This is a genomic window from Streptomyces doebereineriae, from assembly GCF_031845645.1.
In the GTDB taxonomy this organism is placed as follows: domain Bacteria; phylum Actinomycetota; class Actinomycetes; order Streptomycetales; family Streptomycetaceae; genus Streptomyces; species Streptomyces canus.
Window position 1 is genome coordinate 89575 of record NZ_JAVREZ010000019.1, and the last position, 14562, is coordinate 104136.

The 14562-nt window shown below is 69.2% G+C and carries 16 protein-coding genes and 1 pseudogene; 15 read left to right on the plus strand and 2 right to left on the minus strand.

The features are described from left to right. Nucleotides 1-39: 39 nt before the first annotated feature. The gene (locus RNB18_RS39570) at nt 40-939 is read left to right on the plus strand and encodes a hypothetical protein (protein ID WP_311718934.1); all 900 of its coding nucleotides are present in this window, start codon (nt 40-42) and stop codon (nt 937-939) included. A 103-nt stretch (nt 940-1042) separates the two neighbouring features. Here the strand turns inward: RNB18_RS39570 and RNB18_RS39575 are convergent, their stop codons facing one another. Then, complete coding sequence (locus tag RNB18_RS39575; RefSeq protein ID WP_311718936.1) at nt 1043-2239, minus strand: RNA-guided endonuclease InsQ/TnpB family protein; 1197 nt, start codon at nt 2237-2239, stop codon at nt 1043-1045. Between the two features lie 152 nt (nt 2240-2391). Here RNB18_RS39575 and cpaB point away from each other — a divergent pair, with 152 nt between their 5' ends. The 13 genes from cpaB to RNB18_RS39640 all read left to right on the plus strand — a co-directional run bounded on the left by cpaB (nt 2392) and on the right by RNB18_RS39640 (nt 12559). Then, nucleotides 2392-3099 carry a Flp pilus assembly protein CpaB gene (gene cpaB / locus RNB18_RS39580; protein WP_311718938.1) on the plus strand — a complete coding sequence of 236 codons (708 nt, stop codon included), beginning with the start codon at nt 2392-2394 and terminating at the stop codon, nt 3097-3099. Nucleotides 3100-3108: 9 nt separating this feature from the next. Beyond that, the gene (locus RNB18_RS39585) at nt 3109-4359 is read left to right on the plus strand and encodes an AAA family ATPase (RefSeq protein ID WP_311718939.1); all 1251 of its coding nucleotides are present in this window, start codon (nt 3109-3111) and stop codon (nt 4357-4359) included. A gap of 44 nt (nt 4360-4403) precedes the next feature. After that, nucleotides 4404-4727 (plus strand): pilus assembly protein, encoded by a 324-nt coding sequence (locus tag RNB18_RS39590; protein ID WP_311719030.1) that lies wholly within the window; start codon nt 4404-4406, stop codon nt 4725-4727. Between the two features lies 1 nt (nt 4728). Beyond that, nucleotides 4729-5082, plus strand: a complete 354-nt coding sequence (locus RNB18_RS39595; protein ID WP_057609953.1) for a TadE/TadG family type IV pilus assembly protein — start codon at nt 4729-4731, stop codon at nt 5080-5082. 12 nt (nt 5083-5094) lie between these two features. Then, nucleotides 5095-6432, plus strand: a complete 1338-nt coding sequence (locus tag RNB18_RS39600) for a CpaF family protein (RefSeq protein WP_311718940.1) — start codon at nt 5095-5097, stop codon at nt 6430-6432. 11 nt (nt 6433-6443) lie between these two features. Next, nucleotides 6444-7388 carry a type II secretion system F family protein gene (locus RNB18_RS39605; RefSeq protein ID WP_311718941.1) on the plus strand — a complete coding sequence of 315 codons (945 nt, stop codon included), beginning with the start codon at nt 6444-6446 and terminating at the stop codon, nt 7386-7388. Nucleotides 7389-7398: 10 nt separating this feature from the next. Continuing rightward, nucleotides 7399-8289 carry a DUF5936 domain-containing protein gene (locus RNB18_RS39610; RefSeq protein ID WP_311718942.1) on the plus strand — a complete coding sequence of 297 codons (891 nt, stop codon included), beginning with the start codon at nt 7399-7401 and terminating at the stop codon, nt 8287-8289. Nucleotides 8290-8300: 11 nt separating this feature from the next. After that, nucleotides 8301-9617 carry a sensor histidine kinase gene (locus RNB18_RS39615; protein WP_394817749.1) on the plus strand — a complete coding sequence of 439 codons (1317 nt, stop codon included), beginning with the start codon at nt 8301-8303 and terminating at the stop codon, nt 9615-9617. A gap of 32 nt (nt 9618-9649) precedes the next feature. Continuing rightward, nucleotides 9650-10444: a response regulator transcription factor gene (locus RNB18_RS39620; RefSeq protein WP_311718943.1), complete on the plus strand. Its 795-nt coding sequence runs from the start codon at nt 9650-9652 to the stop codon at nt 10442-10444. Nucleotides 10445-10556: 112 nt separating this feature from the next. Further along, the gene (locus RNB18_RS39625; RefSeq protein WP_167368204.1) at nt 10557-10718 is read left to right on the plus strand and encodes a Flp family type IVb pilin; all 162 of its coding nucleotides are present in this window, start codon (nt 10557-10559) and stop codon (nt 10716-10718) included. Continuing rightward, on the plus strand, nt 10715-11332 hold the full coding sequence (locus RNB18_RS39630) for a pilus assembly protein TadG-related protein (protein WP_311719032.1): 618 nt from the start codon (nt 10715-10717) through the stop codon (nt 11330-11332). Before RNB18_RS39625 ends, RNB18_RS39630 begins: the two co-directional genes overlap by 4 nt. 16 nt (nt 11333-11348) lie before the next feature. Further along, entirely contained in the window at nt 11349-11930 is a 582-nt protein-coding gene (locus RNB18_RS39635) for a hypothetical protein (protein ID WP_311718944.1), read from the plus strand. 8 nt (nt 11931-11938) lie between these two features. After that, complete coding sequence (locus tag RNB18_RS39640; RefSeq protein ID WP_311718945.1) at nt 11939-12559, plus strand: OmpA family protein; 621 nt, start codon at nt 11939-11941, stop codon at nt 12557-12559. Between the two features lie 21 nt (nt 12560-12580). On the opposite strand, the pseudogene RNB18_RS39645 reads toward RNB18_RS39640, so the two are convergent. Continuing rightward, nucleotides 12581-13815 (minus strand): annotated as a pseudogene (locus RNB18_RS39645) (cytochrome P450). Between the two features lie 377 nt (nt 13816-14192). Here RNB18_RS39645 and RNB18_RS39650 point away from each other — a divergent pair. Beyond that, nucleotides 14193-14531, plus strand: coding sequence for a hypothetical protein (locus tag RNB18_RS39650; RefSeq protein ID WP_311718946.1), 339 nt, complete (start codon nt 14193-14195; stop codon nt 14529-14531). Nucleotides 14532-14562: the final 31 nt, after the last annotated feature.

A 14562-nucleotide genomic window follows, 5' to 3' on the forward strand; every position in this document is an offset into this window, starting at 1 on the left:
CGACCGGGTGCGCCGGAGTGATCCGTCGGACCCACGGGCATGGGATACGGGGAGCTGCGCGTGCCAACTGCCATCGCCGTGACCGGTGCCGACATGGCGCTGCCGGCGCAGGACGAGCGGACTCTGCCCGCCGTCGTGCTCGACGGCCTCGGCCGGCAGCCGCTCGACCACTCGCTCGCCGCCCTCCAGACGCTGATCGACCAGCACGGCCATGTGATCGTCGTGTACTCCCGTGCCGTGCCCCCGGCGGTGGACCAGCGGCTGCGCACCGTGCGGTCCCTCCTGGAGAGCGACCGGATCGCCCTGTTCCAGCCCGATCTGCCACCTCTCGGGATCGCCGTCCTGGCCCGCCAGTTGAGACAGCTGGCCTCCTGCGACCTCAGCCCGGGCGTCCTCGCCTCGGCGGGCCGGCTGCTCACCCACTACCTCCACGCGGGCGCTCTCCTCGGCTCGGTGGCCAAGCTCGACCGGGTCCCCGTCGGCCTGAAGTCGCACGCCAAGTCCTGGGTGCCGGGCAGTCAGTTCGCCGTGCTCGCCCACCCCCAGCCGCAGCTCGTCAGGATCGCCCCGGACGCCACGCTCGCCGGCCCGGAGTTCGCCACCTCGCTGCTGGTCGCCCGCGGTCAGCTCCAGTCCGACTGGGTCTCCGGGACGCTGGCCAAGTCCTGGCGGATCCAGGGGCTGCGCGAGAGCCCGCTGCCCGCAGAATCCGCCGAGTGGTGGGGCACCGGCAAGCTGATCGAGTTCTGCAGCTTCCTGCCCGACCTGTCCGTCCTTTACCAACTGGTCACCTCGGTACGGCAGAACATCTGTCACTGGTGCGGTATCGACGTCATCGGTGACCGCTGCGTGTTCTGTTCGGCCACCGCACCCGTGACGCCCGTTCCTCAGCAGCAACAGCTGCAACAGCAGCGACAGCACCAACTGCCCGCCGGGTGAGCCGTACCGGATCGCCCCCGTCCCCGATTCCGCTCGACCGAGCCCTAAAAAAACGAGGTTGTACGGTTCTTGACTTCCTCCCCCTCGTGAACGAAGGAGATTCCTACGGCTCGCGCCGTGGGGTTTTCTGCTTCACAGCCGACCGCCCGCCCGGAGTACTCCGTTGAGGTCTTACGCCAGCTCCACAGACAGACACGGCCAGCCCGGCCGCCAGAAGGTTCTTCGCCGCGTTCACATCACGGTCGTGGGTCGTGCCACAGTCGCACGTCCAGGTACGGACATGGAGCGGCATCTTGTTCTGCAATGTGCCGCACTCGGAGCACAGCTTGGAGGAGGGGAACCAGCGGTCGACGACAACGAGTTCCCGCCCGTACCAGGTTGCCTTGTACTCCAGCATCGTCCGGAACTGCGCCCACGCCGCGTCACTGATCGCACGGGCGAGAGTGTGGTTCTTGAGCATGGTGCGGACGGTCAGGTCCTCGATCACGACCACTTGGTTTTCGTGGAGGAGCCGGGACGAGAGTTTATGCAGGGCGTCACGCCTCCGGTCGGCGATCTTCGCGTGGATCTTGGCGACCTGGTGCCGGGCCTTGGCCCGGTTCGCTCCGTCGCCCTTGGCTTTCTTCGCCAGGCGGCGCTGGGCCAGAGCCAGACGAGCACGGTCGCGACGCTCATGTCGCGGGTTGGCGATCTTCTCTCCGGTGGAGAGAGTCAGCAGGTGGTCCAGACCGACGTCGACGCCGACCGCCGCGTCGGTGGCCGCCAGCGGCGTGACGCGGGGGTCCTCGCACAGCATCGACACGAACCAGCGCCCTGCCGCGTCCAGCGACACGGTCACTGTGGACGGCTGCGCCCCCTCGGGCAGCGGGCGAGACCACACGATGGCCAGTGGCTCGCTCATCTTGGCGAGAGTCAGTTTTCCCTCACGGAAGCGGAACCCGCTCGTGGTGTACTCCGCGCTCTTGCGGGACTTCTTCCGCGACTTGAACCGAGGGTACTTCGCCCGCTTGCCGAAGAAGTTGGTGAACGCCACTTGCAAGTGCCGCAAAGCCTGCTGGAGCGGAACCGACGACACCTCGTTGAGGTAGGCCAGCTCCTCGGTCTTCTTCCAGGCGGTCAGCAGTGCCGACGTCTGGTTGTAGTTGACCCGCTCCTGCCGCGCCCACGCCGCCGTACGGGCGGCGAGCGCCATGTTGTAGACCTTCCGCACGCATCCGAAGGTGCGCGACAGCTCGGCTGCCTGCACATCTGTCGGATAGAAGCGGTACTTGAACGCCCGCTTCGCGTGGTTCGTGGGCATTCTCACAAGCTAATGCCGCTATTAGTTAAGATCAAATCTGCGGGTCAGAGCACTGGGACTCACCCTGGCGTGGAATCTCGGCTCATTGCTCCGGTCCGCAGGAGTCCGGTCCCTCCCCGGCCTGAAGGCCGGGGTTTTCTCGGAGGCATCCGATGAACTCCCGTCAGCGCCGCGGCGTGATACTCCTGCTCCTGTCGGTCCTGGGCGCCCTCGCGGCCTTCGCCGGCGTGCTCTCCGTCATCGACGACGTGAAGTCCAAGGTCGGCCCCGAGGTCACGGCGTACGAGGTCAAGAAGGACATCGAGCCCTACACCCGGCTCAGCGCGGCGCAGTTCGAGAAGACCGAGATGCCCGAGCGCTGGCTGTCCGCCAACGCGATCACCGACCTCGCCGCCGTCCGCGACAAGATCGCCGTGACGACTCTGAAGAAGGGCTCCCTGCTGCAGAGCGACATGATCGTCGATCAGCCCGCTCTGCAGCCCGGGCAGCAGGAGGTCGCCATCATGATCGACGCGGCGACCGGCGTCGCCGGCAAGATCACAGCGGGCTCCGCGGTCAACGTGTACGCCACCTTCGAGGGCCAGCGGGAGGGTGATCCCGACCAGTCGAAGATCATCGTGACGAACGCCCGGGTCCTCGACGTGGGGCAGATCAAGGCCCTCGAACCCGACGCCGACGACCGTACCCGTGAGGCCACCGACGCCGTCCCCATCACCTTCGCCCTCTCCGCCCTCGACGCCCAGCGCATCACGTACGCCGAGTCGTTCGCCAAACGGGTCCGGCTCGCGCTGGTCGCGCCGGGCGAGACCGGGACCGTGCCCGAGCAGGAGCGCACGTACGAACTCGCGAAGGACAAGTGAGAGGCCGCCATGCCCACGAGGATCCTCCCGGCAGTCGGCGACGCGGACGCGGTCCGCTCCCTCACCACGCTGCTCAGCCAGCTCCCGGACGCCGAGCCGGTCGTCCCGGTGACCGACTCCACCCAGCTCATCGACACCCTCGCACGCCTGGCGTCCGAGTCGATCGACGAGCTGCCCGAGGTCGTCGTGGTGCACGAGCGGATCGGGCCCGTCCCGGCCCTGGAGCTGATCCGTGAGGTCGCCCTGCGCTTCCCGGCCGTCGGCGTCATCCTCGTCACCTCCGACGTCAGCCCCGGCCTCTTCCAGGCCGCCATGGACTACGGCGCCCGCGGCCTGATCTCCCTCCCGCTCGGCTACGAGGAGCTCGCCACCCGGGTGCACGCGGTCGCCCAGTGGTCGGTGGGCGTACGACGGCACCTGGGCGCCGTCACCGACGTGTTCACCGGCGTCGGCGGCACCGTCGTCACGGTCAGCGGCGCCAAGGGCGGCGTCGGCGCCACCACGACCGCCATCCAGCTCGCCCTCGCCGCCCAGGCCTCCGGCCGCACCACCGCCCTGCTCGACATGGACCTCCAGACCGGTGACGTCGCCTCCTATCTGGACGTCCAGTTCCGCCGCTCGGTCGCCGACCTCGCCACCATCACCGACATCTCCCCGCGCGTCCTCGCCGACGCCGTCTTCCCCCACGACACGGGCCTCGCGCTGCTGCTCGCCCCCGGCGAGGGCGAACGCGGCGAGGAGGTCACCGAGCGCGCCGCCCGCCAGATCGTGAGCGCGCTGCGCTCCCGCTACGAGGTCGTGCTGGTCGACTGCGGGGCACAGCTCAGCGGGGCCGGCGCGGCGGTCGTGGAGATGGCCGACACGGCCCTGCTGGTCACCACGCCCGACGTGGTCGCCGTACGCGGCGCCAAGCGTGCCGTGCGCATGTGGGACCGCCTCCAGGTCCGCAAGGCCGAGGAGACCACCGTCGTCGTCAACCGGCACAGCCGCGCTACGGAGATCCAGCCCGCGCTCATCCAGAAGATCACCGGCACGGCCGTCGCGGCGACCGTGATCCCGGCGAACTTCAAGGAGCTCCAGGGCGCGGTGGACGCGGGCCGGGTCCACGAACTCGACGCCAAGGGCACGGTGAAGCAGGCCCTGTGGACGCTCGCCGGTGAACTGGGCCTGGTCAAGGGCTCGGAGGCGAACTCCCATCGCAACGGCGGCCGGGAGCGCGGTGCGCTGACCTTCCGGCGGCGCAGGGAGCTCGGGAGGTGAGCGGGCGGCGGGACGAGGGGCAGGTGACCATCGAGTTCCTCGGGATGACCCCGCTGATCCTGATCACGCTGGTGTTGCTGTGGCAGTTCGTGCTGCTGGGATACACGTACACGCTCGCGGGGAATGCTGCGGACGAGGCGGTACGGGCCGCGACGGCGGCGCCGCCGGGGGAGCGGGAGGCCGCGTGCGAGCAGGCGGGACTGGACAAGCTGCCCGGCGCCTGGACCGGCCAGGTGGACTGCGCCACCAGCGGTGGCTATGTCACGGCCGATGTCCACCTGGACGTCCCCGTCCTCTTCCCGGGCTCGATCGCCTTCCCCTTCCAGGTCGACGGACACGCGGGCGCCGTGGAGGAGGACAAGGACTGAGATGTCGTACTCCCGGAAAAGCACTCGCGACCGCGGCCAGGTGGCCCTCGAGTACCTGGGCTTCATCCCGATCCTGATCCTCGTCGCCATGGCGGGCGTCCAGATCGGGCTCATCGCCTACACCGCCCAGCAGGCCGGTACGGCGGCCAGGGCCGGGGCGCGGGCCGCCTCGCTGGACATGAGCGCGCAGGAGGGCTGTGTGAACGCGATCAGCGACTGGCTGTCCGTCGACTGCGCCGAAGGCGGCGGCGGCGACTCGGTCACCGTCACCGCCACCGTCCAGATCCCGTCGATCGTCCCCGGCTGGGACTTCGATCCCGCCGTCAAGACCGCCACCATGCCGCTCGACCACTGAACGAGGTACCTCATGAGTCTGCGGTCCCGCATCAACACCCCCGAGGAGAACGGCAACCGGGGCGAGGACGGCCACCTCGTCTCCTCCTACCGGGCCAAGCTGCTGGAGGAGATCGACCTCGCGGAGATGAGCTCGCTGGCGGCGGCCGAGCGCCGGGCCCGTCTCGAGCGGGTGCTCGGGCACATCATCAGCCGTGAGGGGCCGGTCCTGTCGACGGTCGAACGCTCGCAGCTCATCCGGCGGGTCGTCGACGAGGCCCTGGGGCTCGGCATCCTGGAGCCGCTGCTCGAAGACGCCTCCATCACCGAGATCATGGTCAACGGCCCGGACTCGATCTTCGTCGAACGCGGCGGCCGGGTCGAGCAGTTGCCGCTGCGCTTCCCGTCCCACGACCAGCTGATGCAGACCATCGAGCGAATAGTCTCCACGGTCAACCGGCGCGTGGACGAGACGAACCCGATGGTGGACGCGCGCCTCCCGTCCGGCGAGCGGGTGAACGTCATCATCCCGCCGCTCTCCCTGACCGGCGCGATCCTCACGATCCGCCGCTTCCCCCGCTCCTACACGCTGCAGGAACTGGTCGGCTTCGACTCGCTCGACGAGAACATGCTGTACCTGCTGGCGGGCCTGGTGCAGGCGCGCTTCAACATCATCGTGTCGGGCGCGACGGGCACGGGAAAGACGACCCTGCTCAACGCGCTGTCCGGGCTCATCCCGGAGGGCGACCGGATCATCACCATCGAGGACTCGGCCGAACTCCAGCTCCAGCAACGGCACGTGGTCCGGCTGGAGTCGCGGCCGCCGAACGTGGAGGGCCAGGGCCGGGTCACCATCCGCGACCTGGTCCGCAACTCGCTGCGGATGCGCCCCGACCGGATCGTGGTCGGCGAGGTCCGCGGCGGCGAGTCCCTGGACATGCTCCAGGCGATGTCGACGGGCCACGACGGCTCCCTCGCCACCGTCCACGCCAACAGCGCGGAGGACGCGCTGATGCGGCTGAAGACCCTGGCCTCGATGTCGGAGGTGGAGATCCCCTTCGAGGCGCTGCACGACCAGATCAACAGCGCGGTCGACGTGATCATCCAGCTCACCCGGTTCGCCGACGGCGCCCGCCGGATCACCGAGATCGCCCTGCTCGACAGCCACGGCAGCGAGCCGTACCGGCTGGCCACGGTGGCCCGCTTCGACGCCCAGCCGATGGCGGCGGACGGCCGGATCTACGGCCGGTTCGAGTACTTCCCGCTTCCGCGCCGTACCGTCGACCGCCTCTACATGGCGAGTCAGCCCACGCCCCAGGCCTTCGGCGTGGCCCAGTCCGCGAACCAGTTGGCCATCCGAGAAGCCAGGTAGGACCCACCCCCATGGACCTCCAGACCCTAGTCACGCTCACCGTCGGCGCCACCCTGGTGACCTGCGCGCTCGCCGTCGTGGGCGTCCACTTCTACGCCAGGGGACGGGCCCAGCGGGCGGCTCTGGTCGACCGGCTGTCGGCCGCGAGCCAGGTGCCGTACACCGGCCGCCGCCGGCACTTCCGCGACCTGGACCGCCGGCTGCGCCGCACCCGGCTGGGCAGGCAGCTGGAACTCCGGCTGGCGGCGACCGGGCTGGACGTGACACCGGGCGAGTTCTTCGCCGCGATGATCGGGCTCGTCGGAGGCCTGTGGCTGGTCGGCCAGGCGACCCTGGCGCCCTTCTTCGGCCCGCTGGCCGGTCTGGCGGGCGTCTGGGCGGCGGTGCAGTTCCTCAACTGGCAGCGGCAGAAGCGCATCGAGAAGTTCATCAACCAACTCCCCGAACTGGCCCGCATCCTGGCCAACGCCACCCACGCGGGCCTCGCCCTGCGCACCGCGATCGGCATGGCGGCGGAGGAGCTGGAGGCGCCGGCGGGGGAGGAACTGGCAAATGTGGCCAACCAGTTGGCGGTGGGCGTGTCGATGGAGGACGCGCTGGACGAGATGGCGAAGCGACTGCCGTCCCGGGAGCTGGTTGTCCTGGTGACGACCTTGGTGCTGTCGAGCCGGGCGGGCGGCCAAGTGGTCAGCGCCTTGCGGAACCTGACCGAGACGCTGGAGGAGCGCAAGGAGACGCGGCGTGAGGTCCGCACGCAGCTCTCCCAGGTCAACATGACGTCGTACGCGGTCCCGGTCCTCGGCATCGGCTCACTGTTCCTGATGAACGGCGTCAAGGACGGCGCGCTGGAACGCATGACGGGCTCACCACTCGGCCAGGCGGCGGTGATCATCGCGTTCGCCCTGTACGCGGTGGGATTCGTCCTCATCCGCCGGATGTCCCGGATCGACGTCTGAGGGGGTGGCCATGATCGGTTTCGGACTGGCCCTGTTGATGGCCGTGAGCGTGTGGGGCGTCTTCGCCGGTATCCGTATGTACCGGGCGGAGGCGAAACTGCCGAGCGACCTGGTGCTGGCACTGGAGGTCGGATCGACCCGCACCGGCGCGGTGGACTCCCTGATCGACCGCATGGGCATGCGCTACGCCCCCGCCGTCCTGCGGCTGATGGGCCCCAAACAGGTCGCCAAGTACCGCCGCAAGATCGACCTCGCGGGCAACCCCGGCGGCCTGACCATCCACCGCTACGCGGCCCGCAGGGCGGTCTACGGCTTCCTCGGCGCCCTGGGCTTCCTGGTCTTCCTCCTCCGCGGCCAGATCCTGGTGGCCCTTCTCCTGCTGGCCTTCGGGGCGTTCTGGACGGAGGTCGGCATCTGGTCGGCGATCCGGGTCAGGAAGGACGTCATCGAGCGCACGCTCCCCGACTTCCTGGACGTGCTGGCGGTGGTGGTGAGCGCGGGCCTGGGCTTCCGCCAGGCGCTGGACCGCGTGGCCTCCAAGTACGAGGGCCCCTGGGCCGACGAACTGCGCATCACGCTCCGCCAGATGGACCTGGGCATGAGCCGCCGCCAGGCCTTCGCGGAGCTGCGCCGCCGCAACGACTCCGAACAGGTCGCGATGTTCGTGACGGCGCTGCAGCAGGGCGAGGAACTGGGCGCGCCCATCGTGGACACCCTGGTCTCCCTGGCCAAGGACATGCGCCGTACGGACGCCCAGAACGCCCGCCGCAAGGCCGCTCGCGCGGTCCCCAAGGCCACCATGATGATCACCACCTTCATGGTCCCGGCCACGATGCTTCTGCTGGCCGCGGGGCTGCTGCTCGGCTCGGGCACCGACTTCGGCACGATCACGGGGAAGTAGGGGGCCGGGCGATGTCGATGACGGGTGCGCGCAGGAACACCGACCCCGCCGAAGGGGGGGTGGGGTCCTCCCTAGGCGGGGTGGGGCCCTCCGACGTACCCGCACTGGACATCCAGGTCAACGCCCTGCAGGCCATGTGCCGCCAGGTCTTCGGCTTCCGGCTGGCCATGATCGCCCTCGCCGCCCCCGCCGCCCTCCTCAACGCCAACCCCGGCCTCGGCACCCGCCTGGTCGGCGCGGCGGTCGTCATCACCTTCATGGTGTCCTACGCCCTCTTCAGGGACTGGGAACGCTTCGGCCCCCTCCTCCTGCGTCACCCCAGCCTCCTCGCCGCGGACACCCTCTTCGCCAGCCTCCTCCTGATCTCCGCGGGCCCCGACACCACGCTCGCCTACGTCAGCGTCTGCACCCCTCTCCTCGCCGGTATCGCCTACAGCTGGCGAGGCGCCGCGGTCTTCGCGTCCCTGCAGTCCCTGATCCTGCTCCTGGCCCAGACAGCCCTCCCGCACCCGAACACGACACCCGCCGAGATGCTTCTCCTCCCGGGCTTCTGCGTGATCACGGGCGCGGTCGGCTCCACCCTGCGCAACCTCCTGCTCCGCTTCGGCACGGCGACCCAGGCCCTCACCGCGATGAAGGCCCGCCTGGCGGTGGCGGAGGCGATCAGCGAGGAACGCGCCCGCCTGGCGCGGGAGATGCACGACTCGGTGGCGAAGACCCTCCATGGCGTGGCCCTGGCGGCGGAAGGCCTGGCGACATCGGCGGCCGCCCCCACCCCGGACCCGGCCCTGCTCGAACGACAGGCCGGGCTGGTGGCCCGAGCGGCCCGCAGAGCGGCAACCGAGTCCCGCGAACTCCTGACAGATCTGCGCCGGGACCAGACCCCCGCCACGGACGTACTCGAAGAACTGGCCACCCGCACAAGGAACTTCAGCGCCCGTACGACCCTCCGGGCGACCTACCGGGCCCCCGCCCATCCCCACCCCGCGCTCGCCGTCCCGCACCCCGTGGCCCGCCAACTCCTCACCATCACCGAGGAGGCGATGGAGAACGCTCACCGGCACGCCGAGGCCACGCGCATCGACGTCACCGCGGACGTGGACCCCGATCACGAACTGCTCAGCATCAGCGTCCAGGACGACGGCCGCGGCCTCCCCCCGGACACCACCCTCGACGCACTCCGCCGCTCCGGTCACTTCGGCCTGGTCGGCATGGTGGAACGCGCCGAGTCGGTGGGCGCCCGTATCCACATCGGCGAGGGCGCGGACGCGAAGGGCACGGAAGTACTCCTGGAACTGCCCTTGTCACTCCCGCGGGCGGACCGATGACCCCCCGCCCCACCACGAGAGGAGGCCGCGACATGCCGGACGACCCCCAGCACGCCACCCCACCGATCGCGCTGTTCCCGACGGCCCCGCCCACCCCCGTCCGGATCGTCGTCGCCGACGACAACCCGGTGGTCCGAGCGGGCCTCACCGCCCTCCTCACGGGCCGCGAGGACATCACGGTCGTGGCGGAGGCGGCGGACGGCCGCGAGGCGTACGAGGCCGCGAGCCGGCACCACCCGGACGTGATCCTCCTGGACGTCCGGATGCCGGGCGTCGACGGGCTCTCGGCGCTGCCGTACCTCGTGCCGATCGCCCCGGTGCTGATGCTGACGTACAGCGGAGAGCCGGAGACCGTCCAGGAGGCGCTGCGCAGGGGAGCCGACGGTTATCTCGTCCACGGCGAGTTCACCGCGGACCAGCTCGTCCTGGCCGTCAGGGACACCGTCCAGGGCCGCACCCACCTCACGCCCACGGCGGCGGGCGCCCTGCTGACCCAGCTACGCGATGCGAATGCACACGTAAATCCCCATCTTCCGCTTCCTGCAACGCCCATTCCCCTCAAAGGGCTTTCGCAACTGCAATCATCTGTGGGACAGTCGTCATCGGACCGGTCGTGTTTCCAACTCAGCGCGAGGGAGGCGGAGATCATGGACCTCATCGCATCCGGCATGAACAACCAGCAGATCGCCGCCGCCTGCTTCATCAGCGAGAAGACGGTCAAGAACCACATCAACCGCATCTTCGCCAAGCTCCACAGCACGAGCCGCTCCGAGGCCGCCGCGAAGTGGCTGGGCACGGCGCCGAGTTCGGGCCGAGGGGTGGGGTGAGCGGTGTCGATGCGAGGTTGGGCCCGGATTTGGGCCCAGGGGCCCTGCGCCGATCGGCATCCGCAGGTCTACGTTCCGGTTGTCGACAGCGACGACGCCGAAGGGGCCCGCAATGAGCAACCGGTTCAACGACGACAAGGGTCAGACCGCGGTCGAGTACCTGGGCATCATCGCGGTGGTGGTGGCGATTGTGCTGGCGATCACGGGGACGGATATCGGCAACACGATCTACACCGCGATCGTGGACAAGGTCAACGAAGTAATCAGCGGCTGACCGGGCCTCGTACACACGACGACGCAGGGCAGGCTTTCCCCATCTACATCATGGTGGTGGCGGGCCTGCTCTTTCTCGCGTTCGCCTACCTCGCGGTCGGCCAGGCCGCGGCGAACAGGAACGGCGCCCAGACGGCGGCCGACGCGGCGGCGCTGGCAGCGGCCCTGGATACCCGGGACAAGATCACCGACAAGTGGGTGGAGAACGTACTCGATCCCACCAAGTGGCAGGACATCTTCGACGGCGTGGGAGTTGACTTCGACGGGTGCGCGCGGGCGGACCAACTGGCCGCACAGAATGACGCCACCCCCTTGTACTGCCAGTCGATACCGGGGCTGCCGCCGGGCTACAACGTCGAGGTCAGGACGAACAAGACCGTCGGTGATTCCATAGTCCCCGGAGTCGAGGGCAAGCAGTCGACCGAGGTCGCCACGGCGGTCATCGAACCGGTCTGCGAGTTCGAACTGCCTGGCGAAGACGCGGACGCGGACGTACTGCCGAAGCTCACCTGCGAGGACGGTGTCGAGTGGACCCTGGACCCGGACGACCTCACGGATCTGCCCGGACCCGAGGACCTCTTCGACGTCCATCTGGCACAAGCTAACGACGAGTGACGAAGGAAGCGGAGTGATGAGCATTCGGTTCACGGCGAAGGCCCGCAGGGGGATGGTCGCGTTGACGATCGCGGCCGGACTGGCCGTCGGTGTGGCCGGTTGCAGCGGCGGAGGAGACGACGACAAGAAGCCGGAGGCGTCGGCGTCGGCCTCCCGCACGGGCGGGTCCGACCCGAGTACTCAGGAAGGCGAGTCCGACGAGCCGATGGCGGAGCTGAAGGGCTCGAGCGGGCTGCTGCTCCAGATCACCTCGGCCACTCGTGACGCCGGCGGCTTCGTCACGGTGAACGGCAACCTGAAGAACGACGGTTCCAAGCGCATCACCATCCCCCCCGCGGTACGCGGAGACGAGACGGAGATCCTCCGGCACGGCATGTCGCTCGGGGGCGCGACCCTGGTGGACGCCACGTCGAAGAAGCGCTACTACGTGCTGCGCGACACGGACGGCCGACCACTGACGACGACCGGCTTCTCATCGCTGCAACCCGGCGAATCCCTGGCCGTCTTCGTCCAGTTCCCGGCCCCCCCGACCAGCACGACCGACGTCACCTTCCAACTCCCCACCTTCGCCTCCGCCCCCATCCAGATCTCCGGGTGAGGCACCACATGACCACCGCTCCCCGCCTCGCCCTCACCCTGACCGCGGCCACGCTCCTCACCGCCGTGTTTCTCCCCGCCGCGCATGCCGACGACGGCCCCAGCGTCCCCCCGGGCACCGAACCCTCCGCCACCGCACCCGTAAAGGTGGACCCCAACGACCCGGACCTGAAGCTCCCGGAAGGCGCCACCCTCGCCGAACCGAAGGTCCTGGACATCAAGCAGGTCGTTGAGGACCAGAGCGGAGACGAACGGCGCGAGGACACCAACGCGGACGTGAAGTTCGCTCTCCAGGCAGAGGTCCTGTTCAGCAAGGACAGCGCGAAGCTGAACGGCGAGGCGAAGGCCCGTATCTCCGCGATCGCGGCGGAGATCAAGAACCAGAACGCCACCCGGATCCGTGTCTTCGGCTTCACCGACAACCTCGGCAGCTACGCCCACGGCCTCACCCTCTCCCGGCAGCGCGCCAACGCCGTACAGGACGTCCTCGACCAGGAGTTGAAGGACTCGGGCATCACCTACGAGGTCCGCGGCTACTCCGAGGACTACCCGATCGCCTCCAACTCGACGGAGTCGGGCCGCAAGAAGAACCGCCGAGTCGAGGTGTCCTTCCCCCGAGGGGAGAACTGACCGACCGGGATGGTGGGGCCCTCACCAGGTCACCGGCAGCTCGTAGACGCCGTAGACGATGCCGTCGTCCTTGAACGGGATCTTGTCGAGGCCGGTGGCCCGGCGCAGGGTGGGGATGCGGCGGAGGACGGTGTGGTAGACGACCTGGAGTTCCAGGCGGGCCAGGGGCTGGCCCAGGCACTGGTGGATGCCGAAGCCGAAGGCCATGTGGCGGCGGGCGTCACGGCGGACGTCGAGCCGTTCGGGGTCGGGGAAGACATCGGACTGCCAGTTGCCCGTGGCGCCCGGCATGATGACGCCTTCGCCGGCCCGGATGGACCGGCCGCCGATCTCCAGGTCCTCCAGGGCGAGTCGGCGCTGGCCGTTGTGAACGACCGTCAGATAGCGGAGCATCTCGTCCGCGGCGGACGCCAGGACCTTCGGGTCGTCGGTGTCGCGGACGACGGCGAGTTGGTCGGGGTGTTCCAGGAACGCGAGGATGCCCAGGGCGAGCATGTTGGCGCTGGTCTCGTGCCCGGCGCCGAGCAACAGGACACCCAGCATGGTGGCGTCGTGGTGGGTGAGGTCACCGGCCCGCACCCGGGCGGCCAGCTCGGAGAGCATGTCGTCAGCAGGGTCGGCGAGTTTCGCGTCGATCTGGCCGCTCAGATACTGGTAGATCTCGCCGAAGGCGGCCCGAACCGCCTCGGCGGTCACGTCACGGCGGAGCCCCACCTTGCTGTTGGCCTGGAAGAAGTCGTGGTCCTCGTAGGGGACGCCGAGCAGTTCGCAGATGACCCCAGTGACGGCAGGGGGAGCGTGAGGGCCTCCACCAGGTCGACCGGCTTGGGACCGGCCAGCATCTCGTCGATCAGATCGTCGGTCATCCGCTGGACGGCCGGGCGCATGGCCTCGATGCGTTTGACGGCGAACGCACCGGTGACCATCCGGCGGATGCGCGCGTGGTCGGGGTCGTCCATATTGAGGAAGGACGGCGGGTTCTTGGCGGCGGTCTCCCGGAAGGCCTCGTTCAGGTAGGGAAATCCCGGCCGGGTGGTGTCGACGCTGAGGCGCGGGTCGCCGTACAGGGCCCGCTGGTCCTCGTACCGGGTGACGAGCCAGTGCACGCTGCCGTCCCACAGCCGGACCCTGGAGACCGGATCCTCGGCCTGCAGTTTCATCATCGCCGGAGGCGGGGCGAACGGACAGCCCGCCGCCCGAGGCATCGGAAAGTCGGGAACAGCCTCGTCCTGCGAGTCGACAGGGGCGTGGGTCATGACACTCCTCGGTGGGGGGAAGGAAGCCGAGGACATCGAACCCGGTGAGCCTGACAACTTCCCGTCAGACGGCTGACGGGGGGGCTGATTGGCCGGATCAGGGAGGTGTCTGTGTCCAAAAGACACGGAGAGGTGGAGCCGTCTCGTCGAACCTGGTGACACGCCTGCGCACCGGACCTTGTTCCCGGGGCGTATGCGAGAGCAACGGCTCCATGGATCCTCCCTGGCCGTGTCGTCAGGGTCGGAATCCAGCCGAAGCCCAGGAAAGGCAGTCCGCCACGGTGATACTTTTTTACTCGCTCACCGCTAATCGATTCGCGTAACAAATCGAAAGCCCCGGATGATGAGGGGCGGCAGCGAACAATGGGGGATACGGCATGTCGGGCGGCACGGACATCGAGGATCCGGCGGCACTGAACCGCGCGGGCACCGGCGCGCAGGAGTTGGCGGGACGGACGCGAACGACGGGCGCGCACCCGGTGGACGAGACCCGCTCGGCGTCGAAGGACTTCGGTAGCGGCAACTGGGACGGCGGGCTCGGCGGAGCACTGAGCGGTCTGGCGGAGACCTGGTCGAGTCAGGTCTCGGCACTCGCGTCCAAGTGCGACGGCCTCTCCCGCCAGTGCGGCGGTTCGGGCCTGCTCTACCAGAACACCGAGACAGCGAACACGCAGACCATGCGCGCCCTGTCCGGCAAGCCGTCACCCTTCGGCTGAACCTGACACGAACCCGCCACCGCTCACGGCG

Coding starts and splice junctions, on each gene's coding strand:
- RNB18_RS39570 (WP_311718934.1), top strand. CDS start 40: ATGGGATACGGGGAGCTGCGCGTGCCAACTGCCATCGCCGTGACCGGT.
- RNB18_RS39575 (WP_311718936.1), bottom strand. CDS start 2,239: ATGCCCACGAACCACGCGAAGCGGGCGTTCAAGTACCGCTTCTATCCG.
- cpaB (WP_311718938.1), top strand. CDS start 2,392: ATGAACTCCCGTCAGCGCCGCGGCGTGATACTCCTGCTCCTGTCGGTC.
- RNB18_RS39585 (WP_311718939.1), top strand. CDS start 3,109: ATGCCCACGAGGATCCTCCCGGCAGTCGGCGACGCGGACGCGGTCCGC.
- RNB18_RS39590 (WP_311719030.1), top strand. CDS start 4,404: ATGACCCCGCTGATCCTGATCACGCTGGTGTTGCTGTGGCAGTTCGTG.
- RNB18_RS39595 (WP_057609953.1), top strand. CDS start 4,729: ATGTCGTACTCCCGGAAAAGCACTCGCGACCGCGGCCAGGTGGCCCTC.
- RNB18_RS39600 (WP_311718940.1), top strand. CDS start 5,095: ATGAGTCTGCGGTCCCGCATCAACACCCCCGAGGAGAACGGCAACCGG.
- RNB18_RS39605 (WP_311718941.1), top strand. CDS start 6,444: ATGGACCTCCAGACCCTAGTCACGCTCACCGTCGGCGCCACCCTGGTG.
- RNB18_RS39610 (WP_311718942.1), top strand. CDS start 7,399: ATGATCGGTTTCGGACTGGCCCTGTTGATGGCCGTGAGCGTGTGGGGC.
- RNB18_RS39615 (WP_394817749.1), top strand. CDS start 8,301: ATGTCGATGACGGGTGCGCGCAGGAACACCGACCCCGCCGAAGGGGGG.
- RNB18_RS39620 (WP_311718943.1), top strand. CDS start 9,650: ATGCCGGACGACCCCCAGCACGCCACCCCACCGATCGCGCTGTTCCCG.
- RNB18_RS39625 (WP_167368204.1), top strand. CDS start 10,557: ATGAGCAACCGGTTCAACGACGACAAGGGTCAGACCGCGGTCGAGTAC.
- RNB18_RS39635 (WP_311718944.1), top strand. CDS start 11,349: ATGAGCATTCGGTTCACGGCGAAGGCCCGCAGGGGGATGGTCGCGTTG.
- RNB18_RS39640 (WP_311718945.1), top strand. CDS start 11,939: ATGACCACCGCTCCCCGCCTCGCCCTCACCCTGACCGCGGCCACGCTC.
- RNB18_RS39650 (WP_311718946.1), top strand. CDS start 14,193: ATGTCGGGCGGCACGGACATCGAGGATCCGGCGGCACTGAACCGCGCG.